The sequence below is a fragment of the Bacillus sp. FSL M7-0003 genome (genome assembly GCF_038628485.1).
GTDB classification, from domain to species: domain Bacteria; phylum Bacillota; class Bacilli; order Bacillales; family Bacillaceae; genus Bacillus; species Bacillus safensis.
The window spans coordinates 169438-190441 of the sequence record NZ_CP152024.1 but is presented as its reverse complement, the minus strand read 5'-3'; the positions used below and the strand labels follow the sequence as shown (position 1 = coordinate 190441).

14 protein-coding genes, 7 tRNA genes and 2 rRNA genes are annotated in these 21004 nt (G+C 44.6%); 6 read left to right on the top strand and 17 right to left on the bottom strand.

The genetic code is table 11. The features are described from left to right. Positions 1-162 precede the first annotated feature (162 nt). From glmM to MHI23_RS01035, 11 genes are all read right to left on the bottom strand, one after another. Positions 163-1509: a phosphoglucosamine mutase gene (gene glmM / locus MHI23_RS01085; RefSeq protein ID WP_135033039.1), complete on the bottom strand. Its 1347-nt coding sequence runs from the start codon at positions 1507-1509 to the stop codon at positions 163-165. A gap of 25 nt (positions 1510-1534) precedes the next feature. After that, positions 1535-2962, bottom strand: coding sequence for a YbbR-like domain-containing protein (locus MHI23_RS01080; RefSeq protein ID WP_135033040.1), 1428 nt, complete (start codon positions 2960-2962; stop codon positions 1535-1537). Next, complete coding sequence (gene cdaA / locus MHI23_RS01075; protein WP_008344027.1) at positions 2955-3776, bottom strand: diadenylate cyclase CdaA; 822 nt, start codon at positions 3774-3776, stop codon at positions 2955-2957. Before cdaA ends, MHI23_RS01080 begins: the two co-directional genes overlap by 8 nt. Positions 3777-3994: 218 nt before the next feature. Beyond that, complete coding sequence (gene rsiW / locus MHI23_RS01070; RefSeq protein ID WP_024424448.1) at positions 3995-4621, bottom strand: anti-sigma-W factor RsiW; 627 nt, start codon at positions 4619-4621, stop codon at positions 3995-3997. Positions 4622-4635: 14 nt separating this feature from the next. After that, positions 4636-5199, bottom strand: coding sequence for an RNA polymerase sigma factor SigW (gene sigW / locus MHI23_RS01065; protein WP_024424449.1), 564 nt, complete (start codon positions 5197-5199; stop codon positions 4636-4638). Positions 5200-5383: 184 nt separating this feature from the next. Next, on the bottom strand, positions 5384-6295 hold the full coding sequence (rocF, locus tag MHI23_RS01060; RefSeq protein ID WP_024424450.1) for an arginase: 912 nt from the start codon (positions 6293-6295) through the stop codon (positions 5384-5386). A gap of 137 nt (positions 6296-6432) precedes the next feature. Beyond that, positions 6433-6504 (bottom strand) — tRNA-Gln (locus MHI23_RS01055). A gap of 4 nt (positions 6505-6508) precedes the next feature. After that, positions 6509-6593 (bottom strand) — tRNA-Tyr (locus MHI23_RS01050). A 28-nt stretch (positions 6594-6621) separates the two neighbouring features. Continuing rightward, a tRNA-Thr gene (locus MHI23_RS01045) sits at positions 6622-6694 on the bottom strand. Positions 6695-6697: 3 nt separating this feature from the next. Continuing rightward, positions 6698-6773 (bottom strand) — tRNA-Val (locus MHI23_RS01040). Between the two features lie 6 nt (positions 6774-6779). Continuing rightward, positions 6780-6854, bottom strand: a tRNA-Glu gene (locus tag MHI23_RS01035). Between the two features lie 220 nt (positions 6855-7074). Between MHI23_RS01035 and murQ the strand changes: the two genes are divergently transcribed. The 6 genes from murQ to MHI23_RS01005 are packed head-to-tail and all read left to right on the top strand — an operon-like array spanning position 7075 to position 14804. Next, the gene (murQ, locus tag MHI23_RS01030) at positions 7075-7986 is read left to right on the top strand and encodes an N-acetylmuramic acid 6-phosphate etherase (protein ID WP_024424451.1); all 912 of its coding nucleotides are present in this window, start codon (positions 7075-7077) and stop codon (positions 7984-7986) included. 14 nt (positions 7987-8000) lie between these two features. After that, positions 8001-8870, top strand: a complete 870-nt coding sequence (locus tag MHI23_RS01025) for a MurR/RpiR family transcriptional regulator (RefSeq protein WP_024427487.1) — start codon at positions 8001-8003, stop codon at positions 8868-8870. Next, the gene (locus tag MHI23_RS01020) at positions 8867-10246 is read left to right on the top strand and encodes a PTS transporter subunit EIIC (RefSeq protein WP_025093531.1); all 1380 of its coding nucleotides are present in this window, start codon (positions 8867-8869) and stop codon (positions 10244-10246) included. Before MHI23_RS01025 ends, MHI23_RS01020 begins: the two co-directional genes overlap by 4 nt. Positions 10247-10259: 13 nt before the next feature. Then, entirely contained in the window at positions 10260-11615 is a 1356-nt protein-coding gene (gene pbp4b, locus MHI23_RS01015) for a penicillin binding protein PBP4B (protein ID WP_339240675.1), read from the top strand. 13 nt (positions 11616-11628) lie between these two features. Then, a complete protein-coding gene (locus tag MHI23_RS01010; protein ID WP_339240673.1) occupies positions 11629-13548 on the top strand; it encodes a glycoside hydrolase family 3 protein in 1920 nt (639 codons plus the stop codon). Positions 13549-13559: 11 nt separating this feature from the next. After that, complete coding sequence (locus tag MHI23_RS01005; protein ID WP_172881180.1) at positions 13560-14804, top strand: DUF1343 domain-containing protein; 1245 nt, start codon at positions 13560-13562, stop codon at positions 14802-14804. Between the two features lie 43 nt (positions 14805-14847). Here MHI23_RS01005 and MHI23_RS01000 read toward each other — a convergent pair whose 3' ends face one another. The 6 genes from MHI23_RS01000 to MHI23_RS00975 form a co-directional block, all read right to left on the bottom strand. Continuing rightward, the gene (locus tag MHI23_RS01000) at positions 14848-15813 is read right to left on the bottom strand and encodes a bile acid:sodium symporter family protein (protein WP_024424456.1); all 966 of its coding nucleotides are present in this window, start codon (positions 15811-15813) and stop codon (positions 14848-14850) included. A gap of 62 nt (positions 15814-15875) precedes the next feature. Beyond that, positions 15876-17315: a SulP family inorganic anion transporter gene (locus tag MHI23_RS00995; RefSeq protein WP_342492194.1), complete on the bottom strand. Its 1440-nt coding sequence runs from the start codon at positions 17313-17315 to the stop codon at positions 15876-15878. Positions 17316-17670: 355 nt separating this feature from the next. Then, positions 17671-17743 (bottom strand) — tRNA-Thr (locus MHI23_RS00990). A gap of 1 nt (position 17744) precedes the next feature. Then, positions 17745-17819 (bottom strand) — tRNA-Asn (locus tag MHI23_RS00985). Positions 17820-17861: 42 nt separating this feature from the next. Further along, positions 17862-17977, bottom strand: a 5S ribosomal RNA gene (gene rrf, locus MHI23_RS00980). 61 nt (positions 17978-18038) lie between these two features. Further along, positions 18039-20969: ribosomal RNA gene (locus tag MHI23_RS00975) — 23S ribosomal RNA — on the bottom strand. Between the last annotated feature and the right edge of the window lie 35 nt (positions 20970-21004).

Sequence of the window (21004 nt, the reverse complement as noted above, 5' to 3'; positions counted from 1 at the left end):
ACACTATATGCGATGAGGCTTGTCACGTTCTACCTTTGATGTGCTCCCTATGTATGAAGGCAGTTTCAAGTTGCCCTCACTTATATCATTCGTATAGATCCATCCAATTATGTCGTTTATTCGAAAAAAAGCAAACCGCAGCCAGCGGTTTGCCTTCACCTATTACTCAATACCCATTTCTTCTTTCACAACAGCTGTAATTCGAGCCACATATTCATTACACAGCTCTTTTGTTTTCGCCTCTGCCATGACACGTACAAGCGGCTCTGTTCCAGATGGACGAACAAGGATACGGCCGTCACCATTCATCTCTTTTTCAACCTCTTGAATCACTGCTTTTACTTTTTCATTTTCTTCTACTTTATATTTATCAGACACTTTCACATTCACTAAAAGCTGCGGGAACTTTTCCATTTCCGCTGCAAGCTCTGATAATGTTTTTCCTGTCGCTTTGAGCGTATTCACAAGCATGATCGCAGAAAGCATGCCATCACCTGTCGTATTATAATCAAGGAAAATCAAATGGCCTGACTGCTCGCCGCCGACATTATAGCCATCCTTTTTCATCGCTTCGACCACATAGCGGTCCCCAACAGCAGTTTGAATGCTCTTAATGCCTTGTTTCTCAAGCGCTTTATAGAAACCAAGGTTACTCATAACCGTTGACACGACGGTGTCATCCTTTAATCGGCCTTCACCCTTCAAATAACGTGCACATATGTACATAATTTGATCGCCGTCTACGATATCACCTTTTTCATCGACTGCAATTAAACGGTCACCGTCACCATCAAACGCAAGACCAATATCGGCACCCTTCTCCTTCACAAAAGCAGAAAGTGCTTCTGGATGAGTGGAGCCTACACCATCATTGATATTCAATCCGTTTGGAGATGTTCCCATTGTAGACACATCAGCATCTAAATCTGCAAATAAATGTGTCGCTAGAGAAGAGGTTGCACCGTGTGCACAGTCAAGCGCCACGTGAATACCTGTAAAATCCTCGTCCGCTGTCTGCTTTAAGAATTGCAAGTATTTCTGACCGCCTTCAAAGTAGTCGTTCACCGTTCCAAGATCGGCTCCAACTGGGCGTGGTAATTGATCGACTGGCTGATCCATCAGCTGCTCAATTTCGTTTTCCTGTTCATCTGACAGCTTAAAGCCGTCACCGCCGAAGAATTTAATGCCGTTGTCTTGAACTGGATTGTGTGAAGCAGAAATCATGACACCCGCTTCAGCATCCATTGCCTTCGTTAAATAAGACACACCAGGTGTTGAGATCACACCTAGACGCATCACTTCAGCTCCAATTGAAAGTAAGCCTGCAACAAGCGCTCCTTCTAACATATGACCAGATACACGTGTGTCTCGACCAACGAGTACCTTTGGACGTTCTTTATCCTTCGTGAGCACATAGCCGCCAAATCTCCCAACTTTAAATGCGAGCTCTGGCGTTAATTCGCTATTCGCTACACCCCTTACACCATCAGTTCCAAAGTACTTGCCCATGTTTCAATCGCTCCTTTTTTACCATTCAAGAGGACGCTTCGTCCTCTTTTTTATCTTCTTTGACCCGCTGTCTTTGACTCGATTCTTTCTTTGCTTTATCTTGCGTGGATTCTTCTTTACTCTTCTCACCCTGATCATCGTCATTAGTTGATGGATCTTGTTGATCTTTTTGATCCTTCCGATCATTCGTCGAAGCCGGCTGATCCTCTGTATCAGTAGAAGTGAGTTTCACTTTGACCTTTGATCTCGATAATGTCCAAGTCACATTTTGAGGACCATTTACTTGAACTTTGACCTCATGGGTTCCTTCGTTCAAGTCCCCTGCATTGATATAGGCTTCAACATCTGAAGCCTTTAGTTTATCAATCGCACTCTTTGATCCCTTTGCTGTTAACGTGAGCCGTCCAGAAGAGGGGCTCACAAAATCAGAAGTGAGATCCTTGCTCAAACCCACGACAGAAATCGGTACATTATCGATCTTTTTTTCTTCAGCTGTTGCAACCTTCACTTTGATCTTAACGGTTTCAGGTGATACCTTTTTCACACCATCTGGCAGGGGAATATCGGCATCAATCTCCGTATCATCTTTGATCTTGCTTAGGTCCAGCTTGACGCCATCAATAAAATCAAGGGCATCCAGCACCTTTTGAGAGCCGTACACTGTGACCTCACTCGGGCTTGTCTCAATGCTTGAGATGCTGATTCCTTCTGGCAAGCTGCCCGTCCGCTCAATTTTAAAAGGGACCTTTTTGCTTGGACTAGAGATTGGGACTGTAATATCCACCACGGACGGACTTACTTCAACTGGCAGCTCATTCCCGCTGCTATCATACACAGTGAGCTTCGCCTCTTTTTCAATTTGCTGATCGACATCTTCTAAGTTCACAAAAGCTTTAATGACAGAAATTTTGTCGATGACGTCCTTTGATCCAGTAACTGTGACCTTTTTCGGATTCACAATGGGCTGTTCAGGTGAATAGCCGTCTTTGATTTTATTTTGATTATAAAACTCGGTTTCAACAGGAAATTCAGCTGTCGTTTTTTCTTGTATCGTTACAGTCGTCACAGATGGATTAATCGATAGTGTGAGTCCCTTTGATACATCTCTTGCCTTCAGCTCCACTTTATGTGTACCTGTCGATAAGTTCTGCATGTCTGCGTAAATTTCAAAATTCTTTGTTTGTCTTGCTGTTTTCACAGCACTAGTTGATCCTTTAATCGTGACATTGACTGTCTGCGGCACACCAGTGACGACGTACTTCTCGTCATCATAATACGCTTTAACAGGAATGTCGGTTAAAGTTGCTTCATCTGTCGTCGATGTTGGGAAAAAGGATTCACCGATTTTTTTCGGCGTGGGCGCTTGCGCTGAATTGACTGCACCATACAGCAATAAAGCGAAGACCAATGCAAGAAGCTTAACGGCCCAGCGATTATTCAAAATCTTATCCATTTTTCTTGCCCCTCCAATACCATTTGGTCGAGGAAGCATCTTTGCTGTTCTTACTAAATTCAGCAATCAGCATTTCTTCAAGCGCTTCTTCTGTCAATTCTCGGTGGAGATCACCATTCCTTGCGACAGAAATACCGCCAGTTTCCTCAGAAACGATGACAGTTAAGCTGTCTGTCACTTCACTAATTCCGACTGCCGCCCTATGACGCGTCCCCAGCTCCTTAGAGATAAAAGGGCTTTCTGACAGCGGTAAATAGCAAGCTGCAGCTGCAATCTCATCCCGCTTCATAATGACAGCACCGTCATGAAGCGGTGTATTCGGAATGAAAATATTAATGAGCAGCTCTGAACTCACCTTTGCATTCAAAGGAATTCCTGTCTCTATGTAATCATTCATTCCGGTATCGCGCTCAATTGTCAGCAGTGCGCCGATTCTGCGTTTCGCCATATAGTTAATTGCTTTTGTAATTGCCTCGATCGTTTTCTGCTGCTGCTCCTCTACAGGTGTCCCGCTTCTTGAGAAGAAACGGCCGCGCCCAAGCTGCTCAAGCGCTCTCCTTAGCTCTGGCTGAAAAATAATAATGATCGCAAGGAATCCCCACGTAATCGCTTGATCCATCAGCCATTGAAGTGTGTTAAGACCGAGATACGCACTTCCCATCCTGACGAGAACAATGACCACAATTCCCTTTAAAAGCTGAACCGCTTTTGTTCCGCGGATGACCATCATTAATTTATATATCACATACCAAACAACGAGAATATCAACAGCATTACCGAGGTACTGCAAAAAAGGAATATCCCCTAAAGCCATTTCCTCGTCCTCCAGAATTTTCAGTTATTCTTCGTTTGATGCATTTTTTAATATAAAAATAGCCTATGTATCAATACATAGCGTGGCTATTATACCACATTTTGTTTCAGCAAGGAAAATAGTTGCCATATCTGGCTGAGTTGCTAGTATGCGTGAATCCCGCCAATGTATAGAAAAAGAGCAGCCCCCCTTAGAGACTGCTCTTTAAGCCGATTGAGTTACTTTTGCTCCTCTGGCCCAATGACCCGCATTACATTTTGTGCTGTTGATTTCATTTTGTACCAGATCCAATCAAATACTTCATTAATTTCATTAATTTGACCAGTGACTTGTCCGGCAGAAGCAGTCAGCTGTTCCCCATTGACGACGGTGACATTTCCATCAACCTTGCCTTCTACAATCAGCTTGCCATTTTTGACAGTGACATCACCCTTTACGGTTTCCCCTTTAGGTACGGTCACTGTATCATTTTCAACGACGAGATTCGGCTGCTTTGACACACTGAAATTATGATCGGTATTCCAGCTCGTAAACAGACTGCCTCCCATTAAAATGAGAAAGAGGGCAGCGGCTACCATCAGCGGGTGAGCTTTGATCCATCTTTGAACCGACACACGCTTTTTCTCCTTTGGAAGACCTGCCATCACCTTTGCAGTGAAATCAGATGGTGCTTCTATATGAGATGTACTCTGCACTAGCGCGATGGATTTCTCAATTTGTTGAAAATGAGTACGGCACTCCTCACACGATTGCAGATGGCTTTTTAATTCTTTTTCGTCTTGGGGCTCAATGTCCCCGTCTAAATACTGATGCATAAGCTGGACGATTCTATCCTGACAGCTCATCAAAATCACCTCACTCAAAGGTCTCTCAACTGTTTCCGGAGAGCCTCTCTACCCCTGTGTATTCTCGTTTTCACCGTACCAACTGGTATATTCAGAATCTCACTAATTTCTTTTAACGAGAGTTCATCAATATACTTTAATACGATGACCGAACGATATTTGTCGGGTAATCTTAAAATTTTTTGCTGAATGGTACTCGATAATTCAAGAGACACCACCTCATCCTCTGGCAAAATGCCATCAGCAGCAATTTGAGAATACATATTTAATCCTTCTGTTCCTGCCACCTCTGCATCTAAATAATAATCCGGCTTTTTTTTGCGAATACGGTCGATGGTCAGGTTGGTTGCAATGCGGTACAGCCACGTGGAAAACTTGCGATTCACATCAAAGCTTTCGATATTCACATAAGCACGAATAAACGCCTCCTGCGCAATATCCTCCGCTTCATGTGCATTCCCAAGCATACGGTAGCACAGCTGATAAATTTTGTCTTTATACAGGTCTACGATGTCTGCAAATGCGTTCTGGTCGCCTTTTTTCACTTGCTTAATTCTCTTTTTAATCATTGTGTCCATAGTATATTCAACCTCTGCCTTCACCGGTCTTTATGTATACGAACCTCTTTCCAAAAGGTTTCATTCTCCTCTAAAAAATAGTGTAACAAATTTTTGACAGTGTGTTACGCTTATCAACCGGTAAAAACCTTAACATATCCTTAAATTTTCCCAAAACAAAAAAAGAACGGGAACAAGTCCCGCTCTACAATAGCTTTTCACCCATTAATGAACCAATTAACGCAACTGCCGCTTCTGCGGTTTTGTTTTTCTCATCTAAAACCGGATTTACTTCAACAAATTCAGCTGACGTTAAAATACCCGCCTCCTCTAAAAGCTCCATTGCGAGATGACTCTCCCGGTAACTAATGCCGCCTGCTACCGGAGTACCTACACCAGGGCATTCCGCTGGATCTAATCCATCTAAATCAAGCGACAGATGGACACCATCTGTTCTCTCCTTTAGATACGCAATCGCTTCCTCCATCACCCTTGTCATCCCTAAACGATCAATTTCATGCATCGTATACACTTTAATGCCTTTCTCTCGAATCAATGCCCGCTCTCCTTCATCTAAAGATCGAGCACCAATTATAACGACATTTTCAGGCTTCAATTTAGGCGAATAACCGCCAATGTTCGTTAAATCAGCATGCCCAAAACCGAGACTGACAGCAAGCGGCATGCCATGAATATTTCCAGAAGGAGAGGTTTCCTCCGTATTCAAATCCCCGTGTGCATCATACCAAATGACCCCTAAGTTTTCATAATGCTTGGCTACCCCAGCAAGTGTGCCAATCGCAATGCTGTGATCACCGCCTAAAATGAGCGGAAACGAACCAGATTGCACAATACTGTCCACCTTCTCAGCAAGCAGCTGATTTGCCCCAGCATTCTCCGTCAAATTTTTCAGCTTTTCACTTGTATATAAACCTTTCTCATCATCTCTTTGTTCAACTGGAATATCTCCAAGATCCTCTACATCAAATGAGAGCGTTTCCAATTTTTCTTTTACGCCTGCACAACGAATCGCACTCGGGCCCATATCGACGCCCCTTCTCGTTTGACCTAAGTCCATTGGAACTCCAATAATCGTGACCTTCTTTTGCTCTCCCATATGTACATCCCCTTTCCGTTCATGCTTATATTTTACTTTCTTGATGCCTTCTGACTCAACTCGACAACATTTTGAATAGTTATACAGTCCCTCTGCCAACATAAAAAAAAGACACCTTTTTGAAAAAGGTGTCTTAACTGGGCTAGCTGGATTCGAACCAACGCATGACGGAGTCAAAGTCCGTTGCCTTACCGCTTGGCTATAGCCCAAAAATGGTGGAGGGGGACGGATTCGAACCGCCGAACCCGGAGGGAGCGGATTTACAGTCCGCCGCGTTTAGCCACTTCGCTACCCCTCCACATATGGAATTGATAAAGAAAAAACAGTGCCGGCAAGAGGACTTGAACCCCCAACCTACTGATTACAAGTCAGTTGCTCTACCAGTTGAGCTACACCGGCATATGGTGGAGGATGACGGGCTCGAACCGCCGACCCTCTGCTTGTAAGGCAGATGCTCTCCCAGCTGAGCTAATCCTCCACATCATGGTGACCCGTACGGGATTCGAACCCGTGTTACCGCCGTGAAAGGGCGGTGTCTTAACCGCTTGACCAACGGGCCAGTTTGTCAAGTTTGTTGTTTCCGTGAAGCTGACAAAAGTTATTATATACAGGTTGTCCCCCTTTTGTAAAGGGGATTTTTATTTTTTTTATTTTCTAACTATTTACTCCCTATTCGTTCAACAATTTGACTGAAATATAATTTCAATATTCAAATATAATATTGAAATTTCATATCATACTCAATATACTGAAAATGAAGAAATAAGGAGGTATGTCACATGCAGCCATCTCAACTGCGTTCTTTGACAACAGAATCAAGAAACCCAAACACAATGGGAATTTCTCAAGCAGATCCGCTTGAAATACTCCAGATGATCAATGAAGAAGATATGAAGGTCGCTCAAGCAGTCAACCTTGTACTTCCACATGTCAAAACAGCAAGTGACTTTGCTTATGAATCCATCTCAAATGGAGGCCGACTCGTTTATTTAGGCGCCGGAACAAGCGGCAGAATTGGCGTAATGGATGCTGTCGAATGTCCGCCAACCTATAGCGTCTCACCTGATGTCATTGTTGGCATCATGGCAGGCGGAGACTCCGCTTTTTCTCAAGCTGCCGAAGATGTGGAAGACAGTGAAGATGCCGGCAAACAGGATTTAGTACACATCCACCTGACATCAAAAGATACAGTCGTCGGTATTGCCGCAAGCGGCAGGACACCTTATATCATCGGCGCTTTAAACTACGCAAAGTCAATTGGAGCTAAAACAGTAGCACTCAGCTGCAATGAACAAGCAGAAATTAGCGAGCTTGCAGATTGCGCCATTGAGGTTATTGTAGGACCAGAAGCCATCACTGGGTCAACAAGAATGAAAGCAGCATCCGCTCATAAAATGATTTTAAATATGCTTTCCACCTCAGTCATGATCAGACAAGGCAAAGTATATGAAAACCTGATGGTTGATGTAAAAGTCAGCAATCATAAATTAAAAGAACGCGCCATCACCATCATTCAACATGTGACAAATGCTTCCTACGAACAAGCCGTGAAGACTCTTGAAGCAGCAGACTTAGAAGTCAAAACGGCCATCGTCATGCTCCAAACAAATACAGATAAGAAAACAGCCAAAGATTTACTCAACAAAACGAATGGCCATATTGACAAAGCGATCTCACGTTATCAATCCTAAAGGAGGCAGAGCTCATGTCAGCAGGTGGACTTACCCTACTACACACAATCAAATCAAAGCTTCCCCAATCTGAAAAAATCATTGCAGACTATATCCTTGCCCATCCTGACAAAGTCATTAAAAGCACAGTACATGAAATTAGTCAGGCAGCCGGCGCAAGCAGCTCTGCAGTCATCCGCCTTTGTAAATCTCTCGGGCTGGATGGCTATCAAGATTTAAAAATGCGGATCGCTGGAGACTTGATACATGACGATAAACAAGGCTACAGAGATATCGAACAAGATGAACCGCTTCAATCCATTATTCAAAAAACAGCAGGAAACTCGATTCAATCGATTAAGGACACCGCTTCTATTTTAAATGCAGATGCTTTAGAAAAGGCTGTTCAATTACTGCTGCATGCAAACCAAATTCATTTTATCGGTGTTGGTGCATCTGGCATCGTCGCAGCTGATGCCCAGCAGAAATTTCTCAGAATTAACTATGCAGCCACAGCCTTCACTGACATGCACATTGCATCTACGGTCATTGCAAATGCGGGTGAGAATGACATTGTGTTTGGGATCTCCTTTTCAGGAGAAACGTTAGACATCATTCAAGCCCTTCAGCTCGCAAAAGACAATCAAGTGAAAACCATTGCTTTAACACATCCAGGTCATACAAGCGTTTCTGCTTTATGTGATGTTCACCTATCGACGTCCGGTTCCAATGAAGCACCTTTTCGCAGTGCTGCCACTTCCTCTAGAATGGCACAGCTCTACTTAATTGATGTCTTGTTCCTCAGTTTAGCTTCTCGTCAATATGAAGAGACAGCCCAATATATTGACAAAACAAGGCATGCCATCCGCTCCATGAAACGAAAATCAAAGGGGGATTCAACATGAGTCATCAAAAGAAATATCAGCAGTTGGCGAAAGACATTCTTTCACTCTGTGGTGGTTCTGAAAATATCTCTTCCCATACACATTGTATGACAAGGCTCCGAATTACACCGATGGACAATGAAAAAGTTCACGTCACAGCAATCAAAGAACTCGATGGCGTCATTGGCGTCGTCGAAGCAGAAACGCTTCAAATCATTTTAGGCACTGGCGTTGTCAACCAAGTATCAAGTGCGTTTGAAGAGCTGCTAAATGCCTCTGGCTCTTATGATTTAAACAACGAAGCACAAAAAAACAAGCAAGCCATTTCACAAAAGAATCGCACACCATTCAAGCTGTTCTTACGGCGGATTGCCAGCATTTTCATTCCAATTATTCCGGCACTAGTTGCCTCAGGTCTGATTACCGGGATAACAAAAGCAATCGTGCAAGCAGGCTGGCTTGACGAAAAATCTCAAGCGGCGATTATTTTAACGGTTATCGGTTCTGGACTTTTCGCTTATCTCGGGATATTAGTCGGAACAAATGCCGCAAAGGAATTTGGAGGCTCTCCTGCATTAGGCGCATTAGCTGGTATCCTCATTATTAACCCAGCCTCCGCAGACATTATGTTATTTGGCACAAATATTCTACCAGGCAGAGGCGGACTCATCGGTGTTCTTCTAGCCGCCATCTTTATGGCACTTGTGGAAACCCGAATTAGACGCTTCATCCCGCAATCACTTGATATCATCGTCACACCAACCATCACACTACTCATTACAGGCATTTTCACGTACGTTGTCTTCATGCCAGTCGGCGGATTTATATCTGATGCCATCACCTCAGGACTGACTTATCTATTGAATATGGGCGGAATTTTCGCAGGATTTGTTCTTGGTGCTACCTTCCTCCCACTTGTTGTAACAGGACTTCACCAAGGGCTGACACCGATTCATATGGAACTCATCAATTCAATTGGAGATGACCCGCTTCTGCCAATTCTCGCTATGGGCGGTGCAGGACAGGTAGGCGCTGCATTCGCCATTTATATGAAAACAAAAAAGAAAAAGCTCAAAAGAGCCATTGCTGGTGGACTTCCTTCAGGGATGCTGGGCATTGGCGAACCACTCATTTTTGGTGTCACACTCCCGCTGGGACGACCATTTCTCACCGCTTGTCTTGGTGCAGGAATCGGCGGCGCATTTCAAGCCTACTTCCAAATTGCGACGAAAGCCATCGGGGTATCCGGTCTTCCATTAACCTTTATTGTTCACACACATCAAATGCTTCTTTACTTAATTGGACTATTCATCGCATATGTTGCTGGATTTTTCTTCACATACTTATTTGGGTTTCATGATGATATGGCTGTTGAATTCGAGGATCACAATCAATAAGGAGGTCTAGACCTTGAAGAAATGTTTTCTTTTGATCACATGTCTGCTCATGCTCCTTGGGTTACCAGTACAAACATTTGCAACTAGCTCCCATCCTGTATCGTCTTTGTCTAAAACAGCTCATGAAGAATATCCCGTCTTAAAAAAAGCAAAACGACCGGAACAAGTAGGTGTTTCTTCCAGGCAGCTGAGGAAGGTTGATCAAATGATTCAAAATGACATCAAAGCAGGATTTCCAGGAGCCGCTCTCATCATTATCAAGGACGGAAAGATCGTCCATCAAAAAGCCTATGGCTACCGGCAAAAATATGATGGCACAACAGAACTCAAATCGTATAAAAAAATGAAAAAAGATACACTATTCGATTTGGCATCCAATACAAAAATGTATGCGACCAACTATGCCCTGCAAAAGCTTGTCTACGAGAAAAAACTTGATGTCAGCGAAAAAGTACAGACCATCCTTCCAGATTTTCAGGATGAACCTGATGCAAAGGTAACCGGTAAAGACCAGCTTCGGGTAAAAGATCTTCTCACCCATTCTGCGGGTCTCCCTTCCAGTGTCTTATTTTATAGCAAAGAATCAGCTGGCTCTTTTTATTCTCAAGACAGAAAAACAACGATGAAATGGCTGCCAAAGGTACCGCTGCAATACAAGCCAGGTACCCAGCACATTTATAGTGACATTGATTACATGCTGCTAGGCATGATCATCGAGAAGAAAACAGGCATGTCTCTTGATCAATATGTCGAGTCAACAATTTATCGGCCGCTAGGTCTCAAACATACAATGTTCAATCCGCTGCAAAAAGGGTTCAAGCCGAAGCATTTTGCAGCAACTGAACGTTTAGGCAATTCACGAGACGGTGTCATCGATTTTGAAAACATCCGACGGTACACCCTGCTAGGTGAAGTACACGACGAGAAAGCATATTACTCAATGGCAGGTATCTCCGGCCACGCTGGACTTTTCTCGAACACCTCAGATATGGCCGTGCTGCTTCAGCTGATGCTTAATAAAGGAGGCTATGGAAAAACAACCATTTTTGATCAGGCTTCTATCGATCTCTTTACAGCCTCATCTGATACGAACCCAACTTACGGGCTAGGCTGGCGAAAAAACGGTCATACTGACATGGAATGGATGTTTGGAAAATATGCAAGTAACGAAGCCTATGGGCATACTGGCTGGACCGGCACAATGACGTTGATTGATCCTAAACACAATTTAGGTGTCGTGTTGCTGACGAATAAGAAACATTCACCCGTTGTTTCACCAGAAACAAATCCTAATCAATTTGAAGGCGACCTGTTCCCAACTGGTACTTATGGAAGCATCATGACCGCAATCTACGAATCTTTTCAGTAAAAGGAGGAATTCGATGTTGAAAGCTCTCTTCCCCGCTGCACTGGTTTTAGCCCTGCTAACCTCTTCCATTCCAACGGAAAAGGTTAGCTCTGCCTCTCTGCCAACCGCTAAACAAATGGTTCAAGACATGTCACTGGATGAAAAGATAGGTCAAATGCTCATGCCGGACTTTCGCAATTGGCAAACAAAAGATGAATCCACACCTATAGGCTTCACAAAGATGAATAACGAAGTATCTCATCTTGTAGAAAAATATCATCTAGGCGGTGTCATCTTATTTGCCGAAAATGTCGTTGATACGGAACAAACCGTGAAACTCACCCATGAATTTCAAAAAGCATCACCAAACATTCCTTTACTCATTTCCATTGATCAAGAAGGCGGAATCGTCACAAGGTTACAAAAGGGAACACATTTCCCAGGAAATATGTCGATTGGTGCCTCTAGAAGCAAAAAAAATGCATATGACACAGGAAAAATCATCGGAAAAGAATTAAACGCCTTAGGCATCAATACAAACTTCTCTCCTGTGCTTGATGTGAATAATAACCCAAACAACCCCGTCATTGGTGTCCGTTCCTTTAGCTCTGATCCTGCTCTTGTCTCTAGACTTGGCCTTCAAACCATGAAAGGACTTCAAAAGGAAAAGACCATTTCCACACTAAAACATTTCCCGGGACATGGTGATACAGCCGTCGATAGTCACTACGGCTTGCCGCTCGTAGAGCATGACCTAGATCGTTTAAAAAGGGTTGAGCTGTATCCGTTCCAACAAGCAATCAATGCTGGTGCAGATATGGTCATGACCGCTCATGTGCAATTTCCTGCCATTGATGACACAACGTATCGAAGCAAAAAAGATGGCGAGGACATCATGGTTCCAGCAACCTTATCAAAAAAAGTCATCACAAACTTATTAAAAGAAGAGATGGGCTTTCACGGTGTTGTTGTGACAGACGCTCTAAACATGAAAGCGATTGCAGATAATTTCGGACAGGAAGAAGCCGTAGTGATGGCCATTAAAGCAGGTGTCGACATCGCTCTCATGCCAGCACCAGTCACCTCATTAAAAACAGAGAAAAACCTTGAGAATGTATTCAATGCTGTCAAACAAGCGATTTTAAAGAAAGAGATTCCGATATCTCAGATTAACGAATCTGTCGAAAAAATTCTTCAATTGAAAATCAAACGCGGCATTATTTCCTCCAAAAAACCAATCAGTCTTGAGAAAAAAATCAAAAAAGCCACTCAAGTCGTCGGGAAAAAGTCGCACCTTAAAGCAGAACAAAAAATGGCACGTGAAGGAATCACCCTGCTTAAAAACAACAAAAAGACCTTACCTTTCAAGCCTAAAAAGAATGACAAAATCGTGGTCATGGCACCTTACGAAGATCAGACAAAAGCAATGTCTGTCACAGTCGAATCTCTCGTGAAACAAAAAAAGATCAAGCCTGTACGCATCCAGTCATATGCTTTTGCGGATAAAACGTTCACCAAAGATACAGCCAAACTGATTCAAGAAGCTGACTATGTCATCACTGGCTCTTACGTTGTCCAAAATGATCCAGCTGTGAATGATGGCGTAATTGATGACAATGTCCAGGATCCGAAAAAATGGGCTACTGCCTTCCCTCGTGCTGTCATGAAAGAAGCAGCAGCACAAAACAAAAAAATGGTCATCATGAGTCTTAGAAATCCTTATGATGCGGCAAATTTTGAAGAAGCCGATGCCTTACTAGCTGTGTACGGTTTTAAAGGCTACTCAAACGGACAATTCAATCAGCCAAATATTCCTGCTGGACTAGAAGTGATATTTGGAGCTGCATCACCTAAAGGGAAACTGCCAGTTGATATCCCATCTGTCACTCATCCAAATCAAACCCTTTACCCATTCGGCTATGGCCTCAACTTGAAAGGGAAACAGATCAAATAGGAGGGATTCTCTTGAAGAAAACAGTCAGTTTCATACTCGCAAGCTTTCTCATGATGAGCACATTGACCGCCGCCTCTCCCGCAGAAGAACGAACAGATACAAGAGGAAAAAAAACAGCAGTCAAAACAGGGATCGAAACACTTCTCTCAAGCAATCTTTCATGGCTAAAAGGGAAAAGAGTTGGTCTCATTACCAACCCGACTGGCATTGATGAAAATATGAAAAGCAGTGTCGATCTCCTATTTGAACATCCAAATATCAAGCTCACTGCTTTATATGGACCTGAACACGGCGTGCGCGGCGATGCACAAGCAGGAGAAGGCGTCGAATCCTATACCGATGAAAAAACAGGTCTTCCTGTTTACTCTCTTTATGGAAAAACAAGAAAACCAACTCCTGAAATGCTGAAAAATGTAGATGTCCTGCTGTTTGATATTCAAGACGTTGGTGCTCGTTATTACACCTATATTTACACAATGGCCTATGCGATGGAAGCCGCTAAAGAAAACAACATTCCCTTTGTTGTCCTAGACCGCCCAAATCCCATTGGCGGACTAAAAGTAGAAGGACCTGTTTTAGAGCCTGAACACGCCTCATTTGTAGGGCTCTATCCAATCCCATTAAGACATGGAATGACCACTGGTGAGCTTGCAAAACTGTTTAACAAAGAGTTTCATATCAATGCTGATGTAACAGTCATCAAAATGAAAAATTGGAAGCGGTCCATGACATTCGATGATACAAAGCTGCCGTTCGTCCTTCCTTCTCCTAACATGCCAACAGTGGATAGTACCTTTGTATATCCTGCCACAGGATTAATTGAAGGCACAAATGTCTCTGAAGGCAGAGGAACGACAAAACCATTCGAGCTCATTGGTGCACCATATATCAATAGCAGCGAGCTGGCAGATCACTTAAATCAGCTAAAACTAAAAGGCGTTCAATTTAGACCTGTGTCATTCACCCCCACATTTTCTAAACATGCCGGTACACTATCTCATGGTGTGCAGTTATACGTCACAGACCGCTCATCCTTCGAAGCGGTGAAAACGGGGTTATCCATTATCAAAGCAATACATGATTTATACCCTAATGACTTTCAGTTCCTTCAAACAGGCAGCTTTGACAAACTCATCGGGAATGGCTGGATGAAAGAAGAGATCAATAAAGGAACTTCCGTCAAACACATTATGAAACGCTATCATCACGACCTCAAAACATTCGAAAAAAAGCGAAAAAAATATCTCATCTATTAAATCACAGAAAAAACCTCCATCTATCAAAGGATGGAGGTTTTTTTCATGAGAAAGATTTGGTCACAGCAGGTGCTTTCAGCTCAAAACGATTGAGTAAGAAACCAAACAAGGCAGCAAGCACTTGCTGAAACAGCATGCCAATCACCACAGGAACAGCGACAGCAGGCGGGAAAAAGCTAATGGCAAGCACAGCCCCCGCACTAATGTTTCTCATACCGCCCGTATACACGATGGCCACAATCTCTCCTTGAGTACATTTCATCGTCTTTCCAATCAACCATGCAAACGCATATCCGCTCATCGCAATGAGAAACACAGTCGCTGCCTTGCTAAAAAATGCGGCATCCAGTTCACGCAAGTATGGCGCAACAACAGAACTGTTAATCGACACCACTACAAACAAGCCTATTTTTGAAAAAGGTGACAGTGTCTGACTGATCATTTTCGTCACAGCAGGCTTTGCATAGTGACGAACGAGCATCCCTAAAATAGATGGAAGCACCACCATCCCAAACAGCCCTTTCATGATCGCGACCATGTCCATATGAACCTGTGTACCAGCTAAAAGTGACAAACTGGCTGGCACAATCAATGGCGAAAGCAATGTATCAATTAAAATAATGGATAACGTTAACCCAACATTCCCTTTATACATTGCCGCCCATATTAAACTAGAAACTCCTGTGGGAATCACCATTGCAAGTGTCAAACCGGTGATCGTCATAGCATCACCCGCAAATATGAGATGTCCCGCTGACCAAGCATAAAGAGGCATCAATACGTGTAAAATCATAAACGATAAAATCAAAGGCAATGGGTGCATTACCGTATGCTTTAAAGCCGAAAAAGTAGAAGACAAACTCCCTGCAAAGGTCATCACAGCAAATACCCATGGCACCAAAAACGTAAAATCCTTTAAATAGGCCGCCAACAAAACACCGAGTAACACACTAAAAGGTGTAATGAGCGGCATCATCCGGCCGAGCACTTGATTCAAACGCACAAGCATGCCGGCCACCTCCATCCCTTCACTTTCTTACCTTTTCTATTGTAACAGACAGAAAGGTCTTTTTAAGAACCATTCACTTGTTTCACAAGCTTTTGACTTGATGTATCCATTCCAACTACGTCCACCTGGACGCCATTTGCTTGATACCTTTCCTTTATACGTTCTATCGCTGCTACGCCTGATTCATCCCATATACGTGCTTCAGACAAATCAATCACAACAGATTGAAGTTCTTTCCCCTGATGGAAAGCTTGGATCAAATCAGTGACATAAGCAAAGAAAATTTGTCCTTTAACTCGATATTCCCAAGTACCTGCCTGGCTTTCTTTAGACGTAATATGAAGCTTCGATATCTTTGCGACAAAGAATACCGCACTAAGCAGTACACCTGCAAAAACGCCTTTTGATAAATCATGAGTCAACACCACCGTCACGACCGTGACAACCATCACAATAGAATCTGTTTTCGGATTCTTTTTTAGCTGCTGAAAGGAACTCCAATCAAATGTGCCAATGGAAACCATGAACATCACAGCCACTAGAGCAGCCATCGGAATTTGAACCACGACATCACCTAGTACAAAAATCAGCACCATTAAAAAAGCACCCGCTACAAAGGTAGAAAGCCGGCCTCGTCCTCCTGCCTTCGTATTAATAACAGATTGGCCAATCATCGCACAGCCAGCCATACCACCAAAGAATCCCGCAACCACATTGGCAATCCCTTGACCTCTCGCTTCCTTGTTCTTATTACTAGACGTCTCTGTCATATCATCGACAATCTGTGCGGTTAAAAGAGACTCAAGTAAACCAACCATCGCAAGTGCTAAAGAATAAGGAAAAATGATAGCAAATGTTTCCCAGTTAAACGGAACTTGAGGTATCAGAAAAACAGGCAAAGAACTAGGAAGCTCTCCCATATCTCCAACTGTTCTAACATCAATATGTCCAAATACAGCCAATATCGTCATTACAATAATGGCAATGAGTGGGGAAGGTATCACCTTTATCACCATAGGCAATAAATAAATGATCAGCAAGGCGCCCCCTGTCATCATATACATAGCCATTGATTCCCCAACGAAATGTGGAAGCTGAGCCATGAAGATCATAATAGCCAACGCATTGACAAAGCCAACCATGACGGACCTCGGAATAAATTTCATCAAACGAGACACTCGGCACAATCCAAACACAATTTGAATCAAACCCGTCAAAATCGTAGCTGCAAACAAATATTGCAACCCATAATCAGCGACCAAGTTAACCATGACAAGAGCCATAGCCCCTGTTGCAGCCGAAATCATGCCTGGGCGTCCACCAACAAACGAAATCACAATCGCGATACAAAATGATGCATACAAGCCGACCTTCGGATCAACGCCCGCAATAATCGAAAATGCAATTGCCTCAGGAATTAAAGCCAGTGCAACTAATATACCCGCAAGCACGTCCTGACGTACATGTCCAAACCATTCTTGCTTTACAAATAAATCTTTCAAACCATCTACTCCTTTTTATATACATACCGTACATGGAAAAGAAGATCAATTATACCTGGAGATAAAGAAAGGGAAAACAAACGATACTTCACTTTCGGGGGAAAAGAGGAACGTACAGAGTCTTTTAATATAGAGGATATCACTTTAGTAAGAATAAAAGAAAGAGAATGAAGAATCAAGAACAAAAAGAAGGAGATAAGTAAAAATCGATGCAACACTTCTGTGCAAGCCGTTTTATTCTCTTTCCTAATGTCATCAGTCTACTGATCATCGAGCAGTTCAATATATATATGTAAACAAACAAAAAAAGCCTTCTCATCATCGAGAAACCTTGTCATATTAACATATAGAGGAAAGCTTCCAAGCGGGCTCGAACCGCTGACCTCTTCCTTACCATGGAAGTGCTCTACCTACTGAGCTATGGAAGCATGGCTCCGCAGGTAGGACTCGAACCTACGACCGATCGGTTAACAGCCGATAGCTCTACCACTGAGCTACTGCGGAATGATAAAGTAACTTCTTCCATTGGAAGGATATAAACAAAAAGCTTGGCGGCGTCCTACTCTCACAGGGGGAAACCCCCAACTACCATCGGCGCTGAAGAGCTTAACTTCCGTGTTCGGTATGGGAACGGGTGTGACCTCTTCGCTATCGCCACCAAACCTGATGGAGAGAATGTTCTCTCAAAACTAGATAACAATGTTCATGCTTCACATTAGAATATAGGTTAAGTCCTCGATCTATTAGTATCTGTCAGCTCCACGTGTCACCACGCTTCCACCTCAGACCTATCAACCTGATCATCTTTCAGGGATCTTACTTCCTTGCGGAATGGGAAATCTCATCTTGAGGGGGGCTTCATGCTTAGATGCTTTCAGCACTTATCCCGTCCGCACATAGCTACCCAGCGATGCCCTTGGCAGAACAACTGGTACACCAGCGGTGCGTCCATCCCGGTCCTCTCGTACTAAGGACAGCTCCTCTCAAATTTCCTGCGCCCGCGACGGATAGGGACCGAACTGTCTCACGACGTTCTGAACCCAGCTCGCGTACCGCTTTAATGGGCGAACAGCCCAACCCTTGGGACCGACTACAGCCCCAGGATGCGATGAGCCGACATCGAGGTGCCAAACCTCCCCGTCGATGTGGACTCTTGGGGGAGATAAGCCTGTTATCCCCGGGGTAGCTTTTATCCGTTGAGCGATGGCCCTTCCATGCGGAACCACCGGATCACTAAGCCCGACTTTCGTCCCTGCTCGACTTGTAGGTCTCGCAGTCAAGCTCCCTTGTGCCTTTACACTCTGCGAATGATTTCCAACCATTCTGAGGGAACCTTTGGGCGCCTCCGTTACATTTTAGGAGGCGACCGCCCCAGTCAAACTGCCCACCTGACACTGTCTCCCTGCCCGATAAGGGCAGCGGGTTAGAAGGTCAATACAGCCAGGGTAGTATCCCACCGATGCCTCCACCGAAGCTAGCGCTCCGGTTTCCAAGGCTCCTACCTATCCTGTACAAGCTGTACCAACATTCAATATCAGGCTGCAGTAAAGCTCCACGGGGTCTTTCCGTCCTGTCGCGGGTAACCTGCATCTTCACAGGTACTATAATTTCACCGAGTCTCTCGTTGAGACAGTGCCCAGATCGTTGCGCCTTTCGTGCGGGTCGGAACTTACCCGACAAGGAATTTCGCTACCTTAGGACCGTTATAGTTACGGCCGCCGTTTACTGGGGCTTCAATTCGCACCTTCGCTTACGCTAAGCGCTCCTCTTAACCTTCCAGCACCGGGCAGGCGTCAGCCCCTATACTTCGCCTTACGGCTTCGCAGAGACCTGTGTTTTTGCTAAACAGTCGCCTGGGCCTATTCACTGCGGCTTCTCGGGGCTTTAACACCCTAAGAAGCACCCCTTCTCCCGAAGTTACGGGGTCATTTTGCCGAGTTCCTTAACGAGAGTTCTCTCGATCACCTTAGGATTCTCTCCTCGCCTACCTGTGTCGGTTTGCGGTACGGGCACCTCTCACCTCGCTAGAGGCTTTTCTTGGCAGTGTGGAATCAGGAACTTCGCTACTAAATTTCGCTCGCCATCACAGCTCAGCCTTTATGGGAAACGGATTTGCCTATTTCCCAGCCTAACTGCTTGGACGCGGATATCCAATACCGCGCTTACCCTATCCTCCTGCGTCCCCCCATTGCTCAAATGGTGAGGAGGTGGTACAGGAATATCAACCTGTTGTCCATCGCCTACGCCTTTCGGCCTCGGCTTAGGTCCCGACTAACCCTGAGCGGACGAGCCTTCCTCAGGAAACCTTAGGCATTCGGTGGACGGGATTCTCACCCGTCTTTCGCTACTCATACCGGCATTCTCACTTCTAAGCGCTCCACCAGTCCTTCCGGTCTGGCTTCACAGCCCTTAGAACGCTCTCCTACCACTGTTCGTAAGAACAGTCCGCAGCTTCGGTGATACGTTTAGCCCCGGTACATTTTCGGCGCAGAGTCACTCGACCAGTGAGCTATTACGCACTCTTTAAATGGTGGCTGCTTCTAAGCCAACATCCTGGTTGTCTAAGCAACTCCACATCCTTTTCCACTTAACGTATACTTTGGGACCTTAGCTGGCGGTCTGGGCTGTTTCCCTTTCGACTACGGATCTTATCACTCGCAGTCTGACTCCCAAGGATAAGTCATCGGCATTCGGAGTTTGACTGAATTCGGTAACCCGGTAGGGGCCCCTAGTCCAATCAGTGCTCTACCTCCGAGACTCTTACCTTGAGGCTAGCCCTAAAGCTATTTCGGAGAGAACCAGCTATCTCCAGGTTCGATTGGCATTTCACCCCTACCCACACCTCATCCCCGCACTTTTCAACGTGCGTGGGTTCGGGCCTCCATTCAGTGTTACCTGAACTTCACCCTGGACATGGGTAGATCACCTGGTTTCGGGTCTACGACCACGTACTCATGCGCCCTATTCAGACTCGCTTTCGCTGCGGCTCCGCATCTTCTGCTTAACCTTGCACGGGATCGTAACTCGCCGGTTCATTCTACAAAAGGCACGCCATCACCCGTTAACGGGCTCTGACTACTTGTAGGCACACGGTTTCAGGATCTATTTCACTCCCCTTCCGGGGTGCTTTTCACCTTTCCCTCACGGTACTGGTTCACTATCGGTCACTAGGGAGTATTTAGCCTTGGGAGATGGTCCTCCCGGATTCCGACGGAATTTCACGTGTTCCGCCGTACTCAGGATCCACTCTGGAGAGAATGACATTTCAGTTACAGGGCTGTTACCTTCTTTGGCGGGCCTTTCCAGACCTCTTCGCTTATATCATTCCTTTGTAACTCCGTATAGAGTGTCCTACAACCCCAAGAGGCAAGCCTCTTGGTTTGGGCTGTTCCCGTTTCGCTCGCCGCTACTCAGGGAATCGCATTTGCTTTCTCTTCCTCCGGGTACTTAGATGTTTCAGTTCCCCGGGTATGCCTTCTCATACTCTATGTATTCAAGTATGGATACTACTCCATTACGAGCAGTGGGTTTCCCCATTCGGAAATCTCCGGATCAAAGCTTGCTTACAGCTCCCCGAAGCATATCGGTGTTCGTCCCGTCCTTCATCGGCTCCTAGTGCCAAGGCATCCACCGTGCGCCCTTTCTAACTTAACCATTTCTTACTTTAGAAAGAATCACTATGTGTGATG